This is a genomic window from Legionella qingyii (genome assembly GCF_003990155.1).
Lineage (GTDB): Bacteria > Pseudomonadota > Gammaproteobacteria > Legionellales > Legionellaceae > Legionella > Legionella qingyii.
In genome coordinates, this window is sequence record NZ_RZGX01000019.1 from 24,237 (window position 1) to 42,172 (window position 17,936).

Consider the following 17,936-nt stretch of genomic DNA (forward strand, 5'->3'; position numbering starts at 1 on the left):
ATAACACCAAGGCCGCTGTACGCGGCATATTGGTTTCCCGTAGGAATTAGTTAGCAGCTTCTTGTGCTTCTGCAACTATAGTTACGTATTTACGATTTTTGTCACCCTTGACAACAAATTGTACTAAACCTTCAACCAAGGCATACAAGGTATGATCACGACCACAGCCTACACCAGGCCCTGGATGAAAACGTGTACCACGTTGTCTTACAATTATTTCACCCGCATTAACGAATTGACCGCCATAACGCTTTACTCCAAGATACTTGGGATTCGAGTCGCGGCCGTTACGAGTACTACCACCTGCTTTCTTATGAGCCATTGCTATCCTCTCTTACTTGCTTATCGCAGTAATTTTAACTTGCGAATAATATTGTCTGTGCCCCATTTGTTTTCTGTGGTGCTTACGACGACGAAACTTGATAATTTTAACTTTTTTGTGACGACCATGATCAAGCACTTCGGCTTTCACTGTTGCCTTGGCAACTAATGGTGTACCACAAACAATTGTATCACCATCAGCCAACATTAATACTTCTTCAAATTGTATTTCATTGCCAACATCTTCAGGCAGTAATTCAATTTTTAACACATCACCTTCCTTCACGGTGTATTGCTTACCGCCAGTTTTGATTACCGCATACATAATATTTCTCCAATTCGCCTGATTGGCTATCACAAATTCAATAAAGTCGCATATTCTATGAAATTATGGCTATGACTTCAAGTTCATTTTAAAATATTGTATACTTCGCCACCCTTTCCGGATTTTTTAATTCATTATCCGGTGTTTAATCTGGTCGCGGATTAAATTTTAAAGGAACTGTATCAATTCACCACATTTACATCTTGGTAATACGCCAGATTGAGTCGCTGTGCGGAATAGTTACAAAGAACTTATATCAATTTTTGGAGTATATAATGTCAAACATCCTTTTAGAAGCACAAACAAGAACGGATATGGGGAAAGGTGCGAGCCGCCGCCTACGTCGTCTTGAAAATAAAGTACCTGCTGTAATTTACGGTGGTGATAAAAAGCCAATGTCAATTCATTTTCAACATAACAAAGTAGTTAAAGCTTTGGAAACTGAAAGTATCTATTCCAGTGTTTTTGATATTACAATCGATGGCAAAGTTGAACATGTTATTTTAAAAGCATTGCAACGTCATCCCTACAAGCCTGTTGTAATGCATATGGATTTACAACGCGTTTCTAAAACCGACATTTTGATTAAATTAGTACCTGTTCACTTTGTCAACGAAGATAAAGCTCCAGGGATTAAAGCTGGTGGTATCATTAACCATACTATGACTCAAGTAGAAATCCGTTGCCAAGCAAAAGATCTACCTGAATTTATCACAGTAGACATGTCGGGCGTTAAAATGGATGATGTTGTTCATTTATCTCATTTAAAATTGCCTAAAGGGGTACAACTGACTGTTGATGTTACAGATGGAAGTCATGACGCGCCTGTTGTAAGCATTCACATGCCCAGAGCAAATGTAACAGAAGAAGCAGCTGAAGCGACAGAAGTTCCAGCATCTGCTGTGCCAACTGTTAGCGCTGAGAAAAATGAAGAGTAATATTCAAGTTTGATTGAAAAAATGTAAACCGTAGTCGCGGTGATGCGACAGTAAAACCCGGGAAATTTTGTGTAAACTTACCCGGGTTTACCTAAGCGCTTTGCCCTGGCTATATAAGCTCAAGAATTACGACCCCTATCAAAGAGCTATATCATGGCTATAAAACTTATCATTGGTTTGCGTAACCCCGGATCAGTCTATGAACATACGCGTCATAATGCCGGTGCATGGTTAGTCTCCGCCTTAGCTCAGCGACATAGTGTCTTTTTCAAATTGGAAAAGAAAATGCAAGCCGAACTGGCTGATTTAGAATTAAATCAGCATTCAGGTAAATTGGTTTTGCCGATATCTTTTATGAACCACAGCGGTCAGCCTACTCGGCTTATTAGTCAATTTTACCGAATTCAACCCGAAGAAATACTGGTTGTACATGATGAACTGGATTTACCTCCAGGACGCATTAAACTTAAAACAGGTGGAGGCCATGGCGGTCATAATGGCTTAAGAGATATAATAGCCCAATTAGGTAGCCCGGAGTTTCACCGCTTACGAATTGGAATTGGCCATCCAGGCCATAGAGATTTAGTTCATCAATTTGTGCTCGGTAAACCCTCAGCACAAGACAGACAATTAATTTATGATGCAATTGATAGAGGCATCGCGGCAATGCCCTTAGCCTTATCTGGTGATTTGGCCAGAGCAATGAATCAATTGAACGTTTAGGTACTGCATCTTCGCAAGGTAAAAAATCCTATTCGATCTGAATAAGATTACGGAGTAACAGTTAGTTTGGTTTTAAGGTGTGTTCGATATAAACAGATAAGTTATCCTTTTATATCGAACTTAATAATTTAGAATGAATCCCATACAAAATGTTTCACATTTTTATGGGATAACGTCCGTTTAACGACATAAAAGTAGAACGTTACTTTCTGCTTTTTATGTCGGACTCACGATAGTTTTAACAATTAGAGGTATTACTCATGGGATTTAAATGCGGCATAGTGGGCTTGCCCAATGTTGGTAAATCAACTCTGTTCAATGCACTCACCAAAGCAGGTATTGAAGCAGCAAACTATCCTTTCTGCACTATTGAACCCAATGTCGGGATAGTTACTGTTCCCGATCCCCGTCTTGATGCTTTGAGTGAGATAGTAAAACCACAACAAGCGCTCCCAGCCACCATGCAATTTGTTGATATTGCTGGCATTGTGAAAGGAGCATCCAAAGGCGAAGGCTTAGGGAATCAGTTTTTAGCCAATATTCGCGAAACTGATGCAATTGCACATGTAGTCCGTTGTTTTGAAAATACTGATGTAGTGCACGTTGAAGGTCGTGTGAACCCACTCAGTGATATCGAAGTAATTAATACAGAATTGGCTTTAGCAGATATGGAAACTGTTGAAAAGGCCATCTTAAAAGCAGGAAAAAATAGCCGTAGCGGTAATAAAGAGGCAATTTTTGAAATGAAAACCTTGGAAAAAATCAAGACACATCTTGATGAAGGTTTCCCTGTCCGTACTCTTGAATTAAGTGCCGAGGAAGAACCTATTGCACGCCGTCTATTTCTACTCACCGCAAAACCAGTACTCTATATTGCAAATGTCGATGACAATGGTTATGAAAACAATCCATTACTGGATAAAGTGCGTAACTTAGCCTTGCAAGAAAAAGCCAGTATTGTCGCTCTCTGTGCAGCAACTGAGGCAGAATTGGTCGAATTGGATGAAGCAGATCGCCAAGAGTTCATGGAAGATTTAGGGTTAAGCGAGCCAGGGTTGCATCGAGTGATTCGTGCAGGTTATGAGTTGTTAGGATTACAAACTTATTTCACCGCTGGAGTAAAAGAAGTGAGAGCCTGGACCATTCCTAAAGGAGCTACAGCACCGCAAGCAGCAGGTGTTATCCACTCTGATTTTGAAAAAGGTTTCATCCGTGCAGAAGTCATAGCATACGATGCATTTATCGCGTGTAAAGGTGAACAAGGTGCTAAGGAAGCCGGAAAGTTACGCCTGGAAGGCAAGGATTATATCGTTTGTGATGGAGATGTAATGCATTTCCGATTTAATGTATGAGTTCAAGTAAACCCCAGTTTTACTTGACAATTCGTATGCTCAAACCTTAGCATTTGTTGATTGAATCGTAGAGGACAAACAATGGCGATTGACAGTATACGCGCACTAGTTAGTGACGATTTTGATGCAGTTAATACTTTAATTGTAAATAAAATTGAATCGCAAATTGGCTTAATTGATGATATGTCCCACCATATAATACAAAGTGGCGGCAAAAGACTACGACCATTGTTGGTTCTTTTAGCAAGTAATGCATGTGGTTACCAAGGTAAAGAGCATATTACTCTGGCTGCGATGGTTGAGTTTTTTCACACAGCCACTTTACTTCACGATGATGTTATTGACGAATCTACACTAAGAAGAGGACGTCAGACAGCAAACGACATCTGGGGCAGCAAAGCAAGTATTCTGGTTGGGGATTATCTCTTTACCCAATCAATAGAGCTTATTGTTGATTCCGGCAATACAGCCGTACTTAAGCTCTTTGCCAAAACCGCACTCGAGATCAGCTGTGGGGAAGTAAAACAACTATCCAACCGCCATAACCCTGCATTAACTTTTGATGAATATTTTGATGTAATTCGTGCGAAGACGGCTCTTTTATTTGCAGCTGCTGCCTGTATAGGTCCCATGATCAGCAACGCGTCTAAAGAACTGCAAGACAGTCTCTATTCCTATGGCCTCCATTTAGGTAATGCCTTCCAGCTTATAGATGATGCTCTAGATTATTGTTCTGATGCCAAAACTATAGGCAAAAACATAGGAGACGACTTAGCTGATGGGAAAGCTACGTTACCTTTAATTCATGCATTACAACATGGAACTGAACTGCAGAAACAGCAAATCATGAGCAGCCTGAAACAAGGCAGCCTGGATTTCTTACCTGAAATTCTTATCGCATTGGAAGAAACAAAAGCAATAGAATATACAAAAAAAATAGCAGCACAAGAAATCGACAAAGCATTATCCTCGTTGATGATATTGCCCGATTCAAAATATAAAGAAGCGCTTATCAATTTGGCACAATTTGCTTTGCAAAGAAGCTATTAATTTTTTTAGTATTAAGTAGTCTGAGTATCGTGCAAACCAGGGATGTCAACACAAGATTTATCAGTACCAGACTACTTATTGCTCAGCGCGGAGTGTAGCTCAGCCTGGTAGAGCACTGCCTTCGGGAGGCAGGGGTCGCAAGTTCGATTCTTGTCACTCCGACCATATAAATCAAGGAGTTAAGGATTCCCCCCAACAAAGTTTTAATTTATAAAGTGCATATAAAGTGCAAATTTATTGTATCATGGTACTAATTAAACGGAAAAACACACAGTAAAGTTGTATGAAGAAATTTGAGTTATTTTTTTTAATGTTGTTCTCACTCCATTCTTTTGCTTTTGACTGTCACCCAGACATTAATCCTAATCTTTCACAATATATTGTCGGCTATGGAAGTTTAATTGATGAGGCATCCAAAAAAAGAACAGATCCATCTGCTGAAGAGAGTGTTCCCATTTTGGTAAAAGGATATAAAAGAATTTGGGCAGGACACGGTAATTTACCTGGAGTTAATGCCACATTTTTATCTGCCATTGAAAATAAAAGCTCATCTTTTATTGGTGTAAGTTACAAATTGAGCGAACCGGCAAACATTAAAAGTTATGATAAAAGAGAAAGCTTTTATTGCAGAGAACAAATTAATCCAGAGAATTTCGTATTCCTCTCTCAATCTTCCAACTTTTCAACTCAAAAACAAGTTTGGATATACACTATAGCCTCAACGGAAAATCAACTTCCTACTAAAGACTTCCCAATTGTCCAATCCTATGTTGATAGCTTTTTACGTGGCTGTATTCAAATTGAAGAAAAATTTAAAATTACAAATTTTGCTAAAGATTGTATTGAAACTACTGATGGATGGCCGGTTTATTGGATAAACGATAGAATTTTTCCTCGCCGCCCATCCTTCCATGAACCTTTTGCTGCGCAGATAGATGCTTTACTAAAAGATACTGTATCGGAGCAATTCAGACATATTAGTTTTGAAAAGCCGTGATCTAATCACAGCTTTATTATTTTCTGTGCAGTTCTAACCAAGAGTCAAGATCATCTTTTAAATATCTAACAGATCGGCCTATCTTTATATATTTTGGTCCAGGCGTCCTATTTGCTAAAGTTCCATAAGCCCTATCTTGAGAGAGAAAAGAACGACTCATACAAATATAGTTTGCTGCCTCTGCTTCTTTAAAAACCTTTTTTTCCATAATTGCATCCTTATAGATATACATTGACGTGTATGTAAGCAAATGCATTATATACCTATAAAATGTATTTATACAATATACTATACGTGTTAAACGTATAATTATTTCAAAATATTTTCCTGCACTTCGAAAATCCTTCTTTCGGCTGAGAATTTGTCTTTGAATCGATTAATACCATCTTCACGCATTTTTGCTGCAGATTGATTAAAATAAACAGCGAGTGATTCTCTATCTTCTAATTGATATTGTACTGTTAGCTTTTCTTGGCTCAAGGAACTCTCAGCTTCCGGCCTTAAAATACGAGCTTTTATAAATCCAGGAAATTGAAGCATTTCTTTTACATGCTCTTTTAACCATAATTGGAATTGTGTATAAACGTCTTCATGAATAGTTAAGTTCACTTCGTAAATAACCATATTTTCTTCCTGTAAAATGAATAAATATCAAACATAGAGCGGCACAAATACTTATAGGAATGCCAGGATTCAGATGATTTTCGGAGGTTACAATTAAATAAGGCATTAATCCACCGAATAATGTCAAACTGATGTTATATGAAATGGCAAGCGCCCTTCCCCTCTGATTTAATTTGAATTGGGTTACTATAAATGCAGGTAATGCTGAATTTAGAAAAGCTTGAATCATTGCAAAGAGGACTAATACTATCATGCAATGAAATCCTTCCAACTGAGGTATTACAGCAAAAATCCCATATGAGAATAGCAAATAAAGTACTGATGCAATTTTTATTTGTCTAAGAACCCCTATTTTATCAGCCAATATTCCTCCAAAAGGTAAAGCTGATAAATAAGTAAAAAGAGCAATTAATGTTATTAGAATTGATTGTTGGTGTGAATGAAGATTTAATAAAGTTGATAAGAATGTAGGCATAAAAATAAATGTAATATAAAAAGCGGACGCGGAAAGATTTGATACTATAAATGTAAGCCCCAATTCTTTTTTATAATTTTTGATAAGTTTTTTAAAACCCGATAATTGCATCTGTTCATCAAGAAAATGATTATCAATCCTCTTCCGAATACAGAGCAGAACAAGACATCCTAATGAACCTATTAGAAATGGAATACGCCAAGCAAATTGAATAATTTGTTCATGTGGAATTAAAGAAAGAAGAATCAAGATGCTAAGGTTCGCCAGTAACAATCCCGTACTGCCGCCCACAAAAGCGAAACAGCCAAAAAATGCCGGATATTTTCTCCCTTGCTCGACAGCCATGATAATAGCAGAAGAAAACTCCCCTGAAATTGAAAGTCCCTGAATAATTCTACATATAATTAAACCAGCACCATAATACATACCCATTAAATTTGGAGGTAGTAAAGCTATTGCCGAAGTTGCTACAGTCATTAACACTGTTGTAAACAGCAATATTTTTTTTCGACCAAAATAATCGATTAAATAGCCAAACCCGATAGATCCAAATGGCTTAATAATATAGCTAATGACATAAGCTAAGATGGTAAAATTAATAGCACTATTTTTTGCATGGGAAGGAAAAAATACTTCGGACAATATGGGGAGCAAAAAAGGAAATATAGTGAAATCGTAAACCTCAATTAATGTCCCTAAAAATGCAGAGAGCATTGTAACTTTTTTCATTTACATCCAAGTAAAGTTTGAGTAAATTATTATAACACTGGATGTAAAAAAGTAGCAGTATGGATCTCTGTACAATTCAAAAAGTTGGAAGTTTACATAATTTTTTTCCTGAGAAGTTCGAATTACAGCTTTATCAAGCTTTTCGCAAACTCAAAGCTTTAGGATGTGATTATTTCTATTTTCTAGGATCAGATGATGTAGCCACCTATAGGTTCTGCACCCATGACGAATGGATAGATTTTTATCGCGATGAACAATTCATTTTGAATGATCCTCTTAAGCGCATAATAGAAGATGCTAAATTTCTATTATTACCTTGGTCTCAATTAACTTATTTACATAGCGATGAAAAGAGGACCATGTATGGAAGAGTTTCTTTCGGATTATTTAATGGATTAACAATAACCAGAGAATTTAATAGTAGGAAATATACTTTTGCATTAGCAACAGAATGTAAGGAGCATGACCTGGCAAGATACCTTATATTGGAAAAGATAAATACACTAGAAGAACTCATCTGTGATTGCATCAAGTTATTTGATCAATATTTAGCATTGATATTTAAACCCACTGCTCATGTAATGATGTAACCAGATTGACATGTCTAAGGATTCATAATAAAAACTGACGTAGTCAACCCAAAATGTGACACCCCAGTTAAGCAACTTTCATTAAAAAGATACTCTTCAAATTGATTTGGACTTAAATAGCCCCATTAAGAATATACCCCTGTGGTTGTTATAGAACATGGTGATATGATTCAAAATGTCCTTCTTATGCTATTTTTTGGAATTACTTATTACAAGTAATGTATAATAATTAATAAATGCAGATAAAGTTTAATTTAGATGAATAATGAACAGTTAATCCTAGGTATTCTAGAAGAGGCGCATAATTGTGGTATCTCACCATTACTGAAAACTTCTTTAATTAAATATTTATATTTATTAGAAGTATATTTGGCAGAAGAATGTCAGGGAAAGACTACCCCAAATTGGGAATGGAAATTTTTGCATTATGGCCCTTTCTCAACAAATGTTATGAAGGATATAGATACATTAGAAACAAAGAAAAAAATTATTACGATCCCTTCAACATCTCAAGAAAACGGTAAAGATTGCGTGCTTTATAAAATTACTGATTATCAAAGAACAGAAAATTTGGCTGATTTGAAAGTATCTGTCTCTGTACAGTCAAGAATTCAAGCAGACATGAAAAGATATCAGCAAAATTTAACTAAATTACTTGATTATGTCTATTTTAAAACAAATCCAATGAGAAATGCTCGTCCAGGAGATATTTTAAACTTCACCAATTGTATTAAGAAAAATCCAAATGATTATCGTGTTATACAAATGAAAAAAATTTCTTCTAAAGCAATAAAAGAGGCTCGTAATAAACTTCGGATACTTATTGATATTAGGACACAGAAAAGTATTATAGCTCATGGCTCCTACGATCAAGTTTATTACGAGGGATTAAACATGTTAGATGAAGAACCTCTTGATACAGGGCTAGAAGGCCAAGCAACTTTAAGTGATTAACTTAACATGGAATAATTATGGGTATACTGCAAGTATTTAGTACATTCCTTGAAGATACACCAAGCACAAAACCAGAACCTGGAAGTATTTATTGGGTGCCAACTCCAAATGTAGAAGAAGTAACAAGAATACTGGATATTGAAAGAGCTACCCCCGATGAACATTGTGTTACAAATTTTGAAATAAAACAAATGAGTAGTGTACATTTTACAAGTCGTGAACGGTTGCCAATAAAAAAGTTGAATTTAGGTGATACTGAGGAATTAATAATTTCGAAAGGAAAAAAAAGACCCGTTATAATTTTATCTGCTATACAAGCTAGTAATATGGATTCTATAAGCTCATCTGAACAGAGAAGACTTGCGTCACAATTAGAAAAAACAAGTTATTTGGTCGCGCCTTTTTTCAGCATTTCTACGATGTTGCAACCCGGAACCTTTGGACCTATTTTAGTCGCTCGTATTCGAGCGTTACACTATCCTCAATTTTTTTGCTTACCTGAATCCAATAATCCTGAGAAACCAAACTCAATTATTCGATTAGATAGAGTTTTTCCTACATATCTAGGAGTAGGCTGCAAGCCTATGGGTAAAAGACTTCATCCAGAACCATTTGAATTACTACTTTCACAATTTTCTATAGTAGTTAATGAAAAATGTGCTTATGATGAACCATATCAATTAATTAAAGGTCTTGCTCAAGAAGCATTACCTGATGATTTAAAATTATATTAGTTTATTTTTTACCAAATACTAAGTCTATTCCAAATAGATTAATGTCTTTAGATAATGCTTCGATAGTTCCTGATTTGTTAGCTTCCTGAATATTATCCAGATAATCCTGTTTAATTTTATCTTGCTGTTTTTCTGAAATTGATTTTTGTAAAACCTGCGATTCCTCAGCTTTTTGTTTAATAATATCCCAAAGCTCTAATGGAATTGAATATTCCATGGGCTCAATTCTACCGTTGTGAACACATATTCTTGTTTTTCTCCATGGCTTTGAATCATTTAGCTTTATATATCCTATACACAATAACCCGGGTAGCTTAGTGTATACAAAGGCAATATTTTTACTTGCTTGTACATCTATTTCAACAGATCTTTGTAGATAACGATTAATATTTACAGGTAACTCACTATGTGCGGAACTTACTTCCCCTATGAAATTATAAAGATGTTGCTCATACCCTCCAGGATTTTTATTATTATTAAAGAGGAATTCTTTCCAATTTAACAAAGCCTGATCTGACGCCTTTACTATTTTGTCATCGAAGTCGTTTAATCCTCCTAACTCTTGAAAGTACTTCAATACTCGCCAAGAAAGCGATACTGCAAACTTTAAAAAATTATTATTGTAACTTACATGATCTACATGACGTAAAGGACGAAAAATTTTATTAGAAAAATATGTTTCCCATGTACAAAGTTTGCATTCACAATCAGAACAAAGCCAGTAAAGTTTCAAACCATCTTGAACGCGTTTATTTATCTGGGTTCCAAATCGTAGATAGCTTGTTGCTGAAGTTCTGATTAGCCATCTAAAAATTAATTTTGGCACTATATGACTTTCTCTCAGCTCTCCCTTTTGATTGCAGAGTCGGCAAATTCCTATGTTCATAAAGTTTTCTTTTATCTTTGTTTAAAATTAAAGTCTTATTTTTTAACTATACTATATTTATTACACCATTTATTGCTGACTGTAATATACTATGGAGTTTGGAGATGAGAATTGAAGGAACAACCTATCAGTCTAATGCTCTATTTACTACGGCCGTTCTAATTTTTTTCTCTTTGTTTTTTTTACTTAAAATTGTGTTAGTATCATCTTATATGTATTCAATTTATTTACTAAACAATCTCATTAGTAGTCCTTCAGAGCTTATACGACAAGATTTTATCAGTTCATTAAATTTCAGTGATAGCATGACAAGGTATAATGTTATTATATTTATTTTATGTGCTGTTTCTTTTTCTTTATGGATATATAGGGCAAACAAGAATTTATCTTCTTTACGTATTACTGGGCTAGAGTTTACTCCTGCTTTGTCCGTATGGAGTTTTTATATTCCCTTACTTTGCCTTTATTGGCCATTTAAGGCGGTGGCTGAAATATGGAAGGCAAGCCAACCCGATGCCACGAACACTGGCGAAAGTTGGAAAAATTTGTCCGCGCCCTTAATTATTCCGATATGGTGGATATCATTTATTGGAGCTGGAATTTTAAGCCACATAATAAATACTTACTATCCTCCTCATTCATTATCAGAAATTAAGATGTATTTATTTGAGTGGATAGTAATTGAGTTACTTCTTTTAGTCGCCACCATTTTAATAAGCTACATCGTTTATAAAATAAACGAGAATCAAAATAATAAATTGATAATGCTTAACGCTCCAGTACAGAATAGTTCGGTTAACGTGTAATTTAATACACGGGCCTACATTCAGTAGGCGAAGATTCTATTTTTTTTCTAAGATTTAGGAAACATTGATAATTTCTTACTATGTCAGACAAATAAAAATTTTGTGCTCCCTCTTTTATAGTACTTCTGAAAAGTGTTTTTAATTTGGTCTAAAATTTAAATTAAGATACTCCGCCCGCGAGAGCTAGATGGATAATTTTAGAAAATGGATTTTCATTATATTTTTAACCACTTTAATACCCGTTTTAGGCGTTTTAGTTGGTTGGATGGTCTCAAATGGTTATGAAAATCAATATGAAGAGACAGTTGTTCAACTTTTTAAGGATAAAAAGGGCATAGATATCAGGGAAAATCCGCAAGTTTTAAATCAATTAAAACTTAATACTTTGTGCAATGAAAAGGATCTGGATCCAGCATTAAATTCTGTGTGCGATGAATTCAACCAAATAAACAACTTAAAATATTATTCATCAATAACTTTAGCATTTACTGCATTACTCTTTTGCGTAATTTTTACTTTAGGTTTTTTGTCTAGAAATAATAGAAATATTCTTTTTTATTTATTTAAACCCGGCTTATTGTTGTCACAAATTTCAGCTGCAATATTGGTAATCGCCAATGCAAGTATCCTCATTTTTAGTATTTATTTTGCTGAATCATTTTATTTTGAAAAAGTCCATTTGGGGTTGATTGTAAGTCTAGGAATAGTTGCTGGTATTACTGCAATATACGTATTAATTAAATCATTTATTCCAATAAAAGATGTGGAGGCTAAAGTTTTTGGCAAGATACTCGACAAAAGAAAATATCCAACTATATGGCAAACTGTCGAATCGGTTGCAAAAAAAGTGGGGACTAACGCACCTAGTACAATCATTGCAGGTATGGATCCGACCTTTTTTGTTACAGAAGCAAATATTTTATGTTTGGATGGTAATGTTCAGGGGAGGAGTTTATTTATATCATTACCCTTTTGTAGAGTGCTTTCAAAAAATGAGTTTTTAGCTATCCTTGGTCATGAAATGGGGCATTTTATAGGGGAAGATACAAAATGGAGTAGGAAATTTTATCCCATATATAGACGAGCTAACGATACAATTTTATCGTTAGATACTTCTAATAATGAGCAAGGATTAGCGCAATTATCTTTGCTTCCTTCATTTATTTTTATGAATATTTTTATTGGAGCGTTCGAAAAATCAGAGAAAGCCATTAGTAGAAAGAGAGAGTTAAATGCAGACTCAGTGGGTATAAAAATATCTTCTAAAGAAGAAATGAGTTCGGCTTTATTAAAAGCCCATATATACCAATATGTTTGGCTTTATACTCAGCAACAAATGGAAAAGGTATTATCAGAAGGAAAGCAGATTATAAATATATCAACTTTTTTTGCACAAATATGTAAAGAAATACCACAAGATTTCATGAAAAATGAAATAGGAAATACACATACTAGTCACCCAACAGATAGTCATCCTCCTCTTTCAATAAGATTAAACTCTATGGGGCTTGATGTAGATAGCATTTATAATAAAGGTATTAATATCGAAAGCGATCAAGCTATAACACTTATTGAGGATATAGAAACCTTAGAAAAAGAGTTAACGGATTTGGAATACTATAAATTGAGACAATCAAGCTAAGCGCAAAGCATTTATCAAATAATAAAATAATTAAAATTTCATTCGCTCAAATAAGTTTCTTTTATGAAAGTTATTCATACCTCAACATCCTTTGATTTTCTAGGGTACTACCCTAATGAGGCGTAATAGGCAATCCCATTTTCATCACGGTTAAATATATTACTAACAGCATTAATTTTAGATTTTCATTGGAAGATTTTTGATCATTAATATACAATCAAAAAATTTTTAATCAACACTGAATAAATTAAAACATCGTATTGGATAAAAAAGGTTAATTTAAGAAATAATCTTAGGACGGTACCTTACCATCATTGCTTGAACGTTACTAGCTCCTTAATCTTAATAAAGGGATTGATCGCGTAGAAATGGATTTTCTATTAATATTGGAAATTAAGCTGTGTCAATTTTAGATTTTATTAAAAAACAAATTTTACGTTATAGAGACCTTTTAGCTAACTTATCACGTAGAAATAAAGAAATTTATTATCGCGAAAGTCGGGGGCATTGCATTAATTTATCAAAAGCTCCAAAAGCAGAAGATATTTATAACGATATTATTTCAGAAAAATTTGTACCCATGCGCTCAATGTCATCAAGATTCCAAGACTTGATGAATAACTCAGATTTTGATCTAACTAAACATCTTCTATTAGAAGAAACTAAAAACACAGATTTAATTAAGAGACTTGATAAAATAAGACTTGCTGATGATAAGTTTAGACGTGAATATGGTATGCCTGGAGCTTGGCTTTTAGGTCCATTTCTTTGTTGGAGGGATAGCGCAAATTATAGGCAAGATGAGTTATTAATCTCACCAATTTTTAAAATTGCAGTAGATGTTATTAAGGATAAAAGAAAAAAATGGAGTCTAAAGCTAGAAGATAATATTGTACAATTGAATCCATCATTACGCCTTGCACTTCGGCAAAAATTAGGTATAAAGCTTCCAGAGCACTTCGAATCTGACCAGGTATCCGATGCTTTACAAGAGTTTAAGAATTATCTAGATAAATATGGTAAATCAGTAATTCATGATGAATCATTTACTGATGCTCTTCCCAAAATTCCTCCCCGTTTTAAAATAGTAAAAAATGAAGAAGGAGAACTTGTTGATAGGATTCCAGTTAACCTGGAAGAAGCTCTCTCGAAAAAAGAGTATGAGCTATATAGCAAAGTCAATGCAAACCAGTTTTATTTAATTGATATTGTCTTAATAGACCATCTTAATGCAAGCCGCACTGTACTTCTTAGAGATTATGACTCTATTTTTGAATATTCAGAAATGCATCCCATTTTATCAGAGTTATTTCTCGGAAAACCTATCCCTACTGATAAAGGTGAAATATACGAAAGAACAAAAGCTCTCGATGATTATAAAGAGCGAGATAATTTTTTTGTTGTAAATATTGATTCATCTCAACATAGAGCTATAGATCAAACAACAAAAGGCAAAGTAACAGTAATACAAGGACCACCTGGAACTGGAAAAAGTCAAACAATTACAAATCTTATTGCAGAAGGTATATCAAAAGGTAAAAAAGTACTATTTGTTTCAGAAAAAAGAGCCGCGTTGGATGTTGTATATGCTCGATTAAAAAAAGCTAACCTAGTATCTCAATCAGTACTTATTCATAGTAGCGATTTAAATAAACAAAGCTTATATAGCTCATTTCTAGAACTAGCTGAAGCAAATCATGATCCTCAAGCTGAAAAGCAATGGGATTTGCTTACAAATGAACTCGATAATCTTAAATCAGAAATCAATAATTATTACCGAATACTAGAAACAGTTCACAATCCAAGTGGATTGAATATTTCTGAGTTACTTACACTACATTCTGAGCAAATAAACGTTAAAATGAATATTCAATTTGCCAATTTATTTGCAAGATATTCATTTGATGACTTAAATAGCATTTGCGGAAAATTAAGCGAACTGCAAGCGTATGCCGCAAGAGTGAAAGATATTCCTAATCATCCATGGCTTCATAGGAAAAATGACACTATTTTGACCAATAGCTTTATACAAGTAATGTCAGATTTGGTCGAAAAAATTAAACTCACTGAACAATCAATATCCGCAATTAAAATACAGATTGAAGATCTTGGAGTGAATAATATCGAAGCGCTCCCCTCATCTAATGAGTTAATGGAGTTAAGTCAATTATCTCTACCTTCTGAATGGTTTGAATTTGCAGACATGTTTTATTCTGATTTATCTGGCTTAATGATATATCAAAAAGAAATCCAGGAAATAATACAAACAATTAACAGCGAGAAGTCTCATTTTGATTTGATAAATAAAAACGCTGATGACGAAATAATTCGACAACTTGAAATGTACTATTCTATTTCTCGTAGTGTATTTGATTGGTTCACCCCAAATTTTTGGAGAATGAGGAGTTTTAGACGTCAATTCCTAACGAATTGGGATAGAACAAATAAGTCATTTAAATCATATCGATTAGTAAAAGAAGCAATAAAATCATTCAAATCCATCACTCAAAATAAGTTACTCCCATTAGAGAGTAATGAGTCAGATCCAGAAAAAATAATTCTAGCCTTCAATGCAATTAATCCAATACTTAAAACCATAACTAGTATCGGGGATGCCATGAGGACATTAGGCTTAGTCTCGAATCCTGAACTCTCTAGTTATAACAGCCAATCTGCTATAAAAATTAAAAAAATATTTACTGACTTATCTCAGACAAAAATTAACTTGGAAGAGCAAATTGAGATACTAGATAAGTTAAAAGATAATCTAAATCAGTATTTCGAAAAACCACTAGTCTCAGATACTGATAATGAAAATTATAATTATGATCTACTTATTGAAAAGATGATAGATTTAGAAGTATTAGATAAGATAGATTTATGTTTAAACAGCATAAGATCATCTTTTAATTGTGATTTATCAAAAGAACTAATAATTAAAAATCTCATTCCTATTGATGACTCCTGGGACCAATACGTTATTTCTTTAGTGATCAAATGGTGGATAGATGAAATCATTACACAATATCCTGGGTTAAGAAATTTCGATCGAAATAATTTTCATACAAAAATTGAATCCTTTAAAAAAATTGAAACAGAACACCGACTTTCTGCACGTGAATTCGTAAATAATGCTGTTTCCAAAAGATGGGGAAATGGTGTTGGGGAATTTGAAGGATTAAGTTTACTCAAGAAAGAAGCTAACAAACAACGTAAGGTTCTTTCGCCACGTGAAATTATGGAGCGTGGAGCACTTTCTACAATGTTAAAACTTAAGCCTTGTTGGTTAATGAGTCCCTTAAGCATTAGCCAAATACTACCTATGGAAATGGGGCTTTTTGATATTATTATTTTCGACGAGGCATCCCAAGTAAGAGTTGAAGATGCAATACCCTCGATTTATAGAGCAAATTCTATGGTTGTTGTAGGTGATCCAAAACAAATGCCCCCTACAAACTTCTTTTCAGCAATTGAATTTATTGACGATGATGACGATGAAAATGAATCGGATTTATCGCAAAGTATATTAGATTTAGCTTCCCAAATTTATCCTTCTGAAATATTAGAATGGCATTATAGAAGCCGCTCTGAATCCCTAATTGCATTTTCAAATAGAGCATTTTATGGAGGCAGATTAATTGCAGTCCCTAACCCATATTATTTAACTGAAGGTGAAGTTATTAAGTTTCATCAAATAAATAATGCATATTTTAATCAAAAGGAAGGCAATAATGTGGAGGCTGATGCCTTAGTCGACAGATTAGCTCTGTTATTCCAAATTTATCCTGAAAAATCTTTGGGTGTGATTGCGATGGGACAATCGCAAATGCTAGCAATTGAAGATGCTATCGAACGTAGAATACTTTCTGATGTAAGTTTTAAAAATAATATAAAAAGAGCAAGAATGCTAAGTGATGGCGAATCAGATATACCTTTTTTCGTGAAAAACTTGGAAAATGTTCAAGGAGATGAAAGAGATTTAGTGCTCATTTCAGTTGGATATGCACCTTCTGCACAAGGTAGAAAATTGTATATGAATTTTGGTCCACTTTCGAAACAAGGTGGTGGGCGGCGTCTAAATGTTGCGATCACTCGTGCAAAACAAAGCATAGAAGTATTCTGCTCATTTGATCCAAATCTAATTCCAGCAGAAGAAAAAGATTTTACAAAAAACCCTGATTTGGTTTTATTTGGAAGATATCTTAAATATGCAAAGGCAATCAATGATAAAAATTATCCTGAAGCAAAAGCTATCTTAGATTCCTTTGGTATTGGCGGTGCAATTACTACGCGAAAAACAAGCTCATTCAGCAAAAATGTCCAACGCCGTTTAGAAGAGTTAGGCTATAAGGTATCAGCTGAGATTGGATCAAGTGGCTTTTATATCGATTTAGGAGTTCATCATCCAGTTATTCAAACTAATTTTATTTTAGGAATAGAGTGTGATGGAGCATTATTTCATTCTACGCCCTATGCTCGTGATCGTGATAAAACTAGACAGGAACTGTTGGAGTCTCGTGGATGGAGAATAGAGAGAATTTGGTCACAAGATTGGTCTAGGGACTGGAAGTCTGAAATTACAAGAATAGACAATATATTGAAACAAATTCTAAATATGGATAATGCTCAAAAGTCATTTTATAAGACAACAGAAGAAGTATAATACAGATCTTCTAGTTTAATTATTACTTTTATATCATTAGTATACTGATAATATAAACCATAATGTTCTCGTGAGTAATCACACTATAATCATGGACCTATATCTTTAGATGAGTTTGCATAATGCA

General features: G+C 34.3%; 17 protein-coding genes and 1 tRNA gene. 12 read left to right on the plus strand and 6 right to left on the minus strand.

Going from position 1 to position 17,936, the window contains the following annotated elements; all coding sequences use genetic code 11:
• Window positions 1–46: 46 nt before the first annotated feature.
• Window positions 47–322 carry a 50S ribosomal protein L27 gene (gene rpmA / locus ELY20_RS13350; RefSeq protein WP_110143727.1) on the minus strand — a complete coding sequence of 92 codons (276 nt, stop codon included), beginning with the start codon at window positions 320–322 and terminating at the stop codon, window positions 47–49.
• Between the two features lie 12 nt (window positions 323–334).
• Window positions 335–646, minus strand: coding sequence for a 50S ribosomal protein L21 (gene rplU / locus ELY20_RS13355; RefSeq protein WP_110143728.1), 312 nt, complete (start codon window positions 644–646; stop codon window positions 335–337).
• A gap of 275 nt (window positions 647–921) precedes the next feature.
• Between rplU and ELY20_RS13360 the strand changes: the two genes are divergently transcribed.
• From ELY20_RS13360 to ELY20_RS13385, 6 genes are all read left to right on the plus strand, one after another.
• The gene (locus tag ELY20_RS13360) at window positions 922–1,584 is read left to right on the plus strand and encodes a 50S ribosomal protein L25/general stress protein Ctc (protein WP_110143729.1); all 663 of its coding nucleotides are present in this window, start codon (window positions 922–924) and stop codon (window positions 1,582–1,584) included.
• 153 nt (window positions 1,585–1,737) lie between these two features.
• Entirely contained in the window at window positions 1,738–2,307 is a 570-nt protein-coding gene (gene pth, locus ELY20_RS13365) for an aminoacyl-tRNA hydrolase (RefSeq protein ID WP_110143730.1), read from the plus strand.
• Between the two features lie 260 nt (window positions 2,308–2,567).
• Entirely contained in the window at window positions 2,568–3,659 is a 1,092-nt protein-coding gene (ychF, locus tag ELY20_RS13370; RefSeq protein ID WP_110143731.1) for a redox-regulated ATPase YchF, read from the plus strand.
• Between the two features lie 81 nt (window positions 3,660–3,740).
• Window positions 3,741–4,709: a polyprenyl synthetase family protein gene (locus ELY20_RS13375; protein WP_110143732.1), complete on the plus strand. Its 969-nt coding sequence runs from the start codon at window positions 3,741–3,743 to the stop codon at window positions 4,707–4,709.
• An 88-nt stretch (window positions 4,710–4,797) separates the two neighbouring features.
• Window positions 4,798–4,874, plus strand: a tRNA-Pro gene (locus ELY20_RS13380).
• A gap of 118 nt (window positions 4,875–4,992) precedes the next feature.
• Window positions 4,993–5,706 carry a gamma-glutamylcyclotransferase family protein gene (locus ELY20_RS13385; RefSeq protein WP_110143733.1) on the plus strand — a complete coding sequence of 238 codons (714 nt, stop codon included), beginning with the start codon at window positions 4,993–4,995 and terminating at the stop codon, window positions 5,704–5,706.
• A 16-nt stretch (window positions 5,707–5,722) separates the two neighbouring features.
• On the opposite strand, the gene ELY20_RS13390 is transcribed toward ELY20_RS13385, so the two are convergent.
• From ELY20_RS13390 to ELY20_RS13400, 3 genes are all read right to left on the minus strand, one after another.
• Window positions 5,723–5,914: a helix-turn-helix transcriptional regulator gene (locus ELY20_RS13390; RefSeq protein ID WP_110143734.1), complete on the minus strand. Its 192-nt coding sequence runs from the start codon at window positions 5,912–5,914 to the stop codon at window positions 5,723–5,725.
• A gap of 101 nt (window positions 5,915–6,015) precedes the next feature.
• Window positions 6,016–6,330: a DUF4286 family protein gene (locus ELY20_RS13395; protein WP_110143735.1), complete on the minus strand. Its 315-nt coding sequence runs from the start codon at window positions 6,328–6,330 to the stop codon at window positions 6,016–6,018.
• On the minus strand, window positions 6,296–7,534 hold the full coding sequence (locus tag ELY20_RS13400) for an MFS transporter (RefSeq protein WP_110143736.1): 1,239 nt from the start codon (window positions 7,532–7,534) through the stop codon (window positions 6,296–6,298). The genes ELY20_RS13395 and ELY20_RS13400 overlap by 35 nt, the downstream gene beginning before the upstream one ends.
• A gap of 59 nt (window positions 7,535–7,593) precedes the next feature.
• Here ELY20_RS13400 and ELY20_RS13405 point away from each other — a divergent pair, with 59 nt between their 5' ends.
• The 3 genes from ELY20_RS13405 (at window position 7,594) to ELY20_RS13415 (ending at window position 9,812) form a co-directional block, all read left to right on the plus strand.
• The gene (locus ELY20_RS13405; protein ID WP_110143737.1) at window positions 7,594–8,124 is read left to right on the plus strand and encodes an autoinducer binding domain-containing protein; all 531 of its coding nucleotides are present in this window, start codon (window positions 7,594–7,596) and stop codon (window positions 8,122–8,124) included.
• Window positions 8,125–8,382: 258 nt separating this feature from the next.
• Window positions 8,383–9,078 (plus strand): hypothetical protein, encoded by a 696-nt coding sequence (locus tag ELY20_RS13410; RefSeq protein ID WP_110143738.1) that lies wholly within the window; start codon window positions 8,383–8,385, stop codon window positions 9,076–9,078.
• A 17-nt stretch (window positions 9,079–9,095) separates the two neighbouring features.
• Complete coding sequence (locus ELY20_RS13415) at window positions 9,096–9,812, plus strand: hypothetical protein (RefSeq protein ID WP_110143739.1); 717 nt, start codon at window positions 9,096–9,098, stop codon at window positions 9,810–9,812.
• A 1-nt stretch (window position 9,813) separates the two neighbouring features.
• On the opposite strand, the gene ELY20_RS13420 is transcribed toward ELY20_RS13415, so the two are convergent.
• The gene (locus ELY20_RS13420) at window positions 9,814–10,698 is read right to left on the minus strand and encodes a hypothetical protein (RefSeq protein ID WP_110143740.1); all 885 of its coding nucleotides are present in this window, start codon (window positions 10,696–10,698) and stop codon (window positions 9,814–9,816) included.
• A 104-nt stretch (window positions 10,699–10,802) separates the two neighbouring features.
• On the opposite strand from ELY20_RS13420, the gene ELY20_RS13425 reads away from it, so the two are divergent.
• From ELY20_RS13425 to ELY20_RS13435, 3 genes are all read left to right on the plus strand, one after another.
• The gene (locus ELY20_RS13425; protein WP_110143741.1) at window positions 10,803–11,504 is read left to right on the plus strand and encodes a DUF4328 domain-containing protein; all 702 of its coding nucleotides are present in this window, start codon (window positions 10,803–10,805) and stop codon (window positions 11,502–11,504) included.
• 187 nt (window positions 11,505–11,691) lie between these two features.
• On the plus strand, window positions 11,692–13,146 hold the full coding sequence (locus ELY20_RS13430) for a M48 family metallopeptidase (RefSeq protein WP_110143742.1): 1,455 nt from the start codon (window positions 11,692–11,694) through the stop codon (window positions 13,144–13,146).
• Between the two features lie 400 nt (window positions 13,147–13,546).
• On the plus strand, window positions 13,547–17,809 hold the full coding sequence (locus ELY20_RS13435) for an AAA domain-containing protein (protein WP_110143743.1): 4,263 nt from the start codon (window positions 13,547–13,549) through the stop codon (window positions 17,807–17,809).
• The last annotated feature ends 127 nt before the right edge of the window (window positions 17,810–17,936 follow it).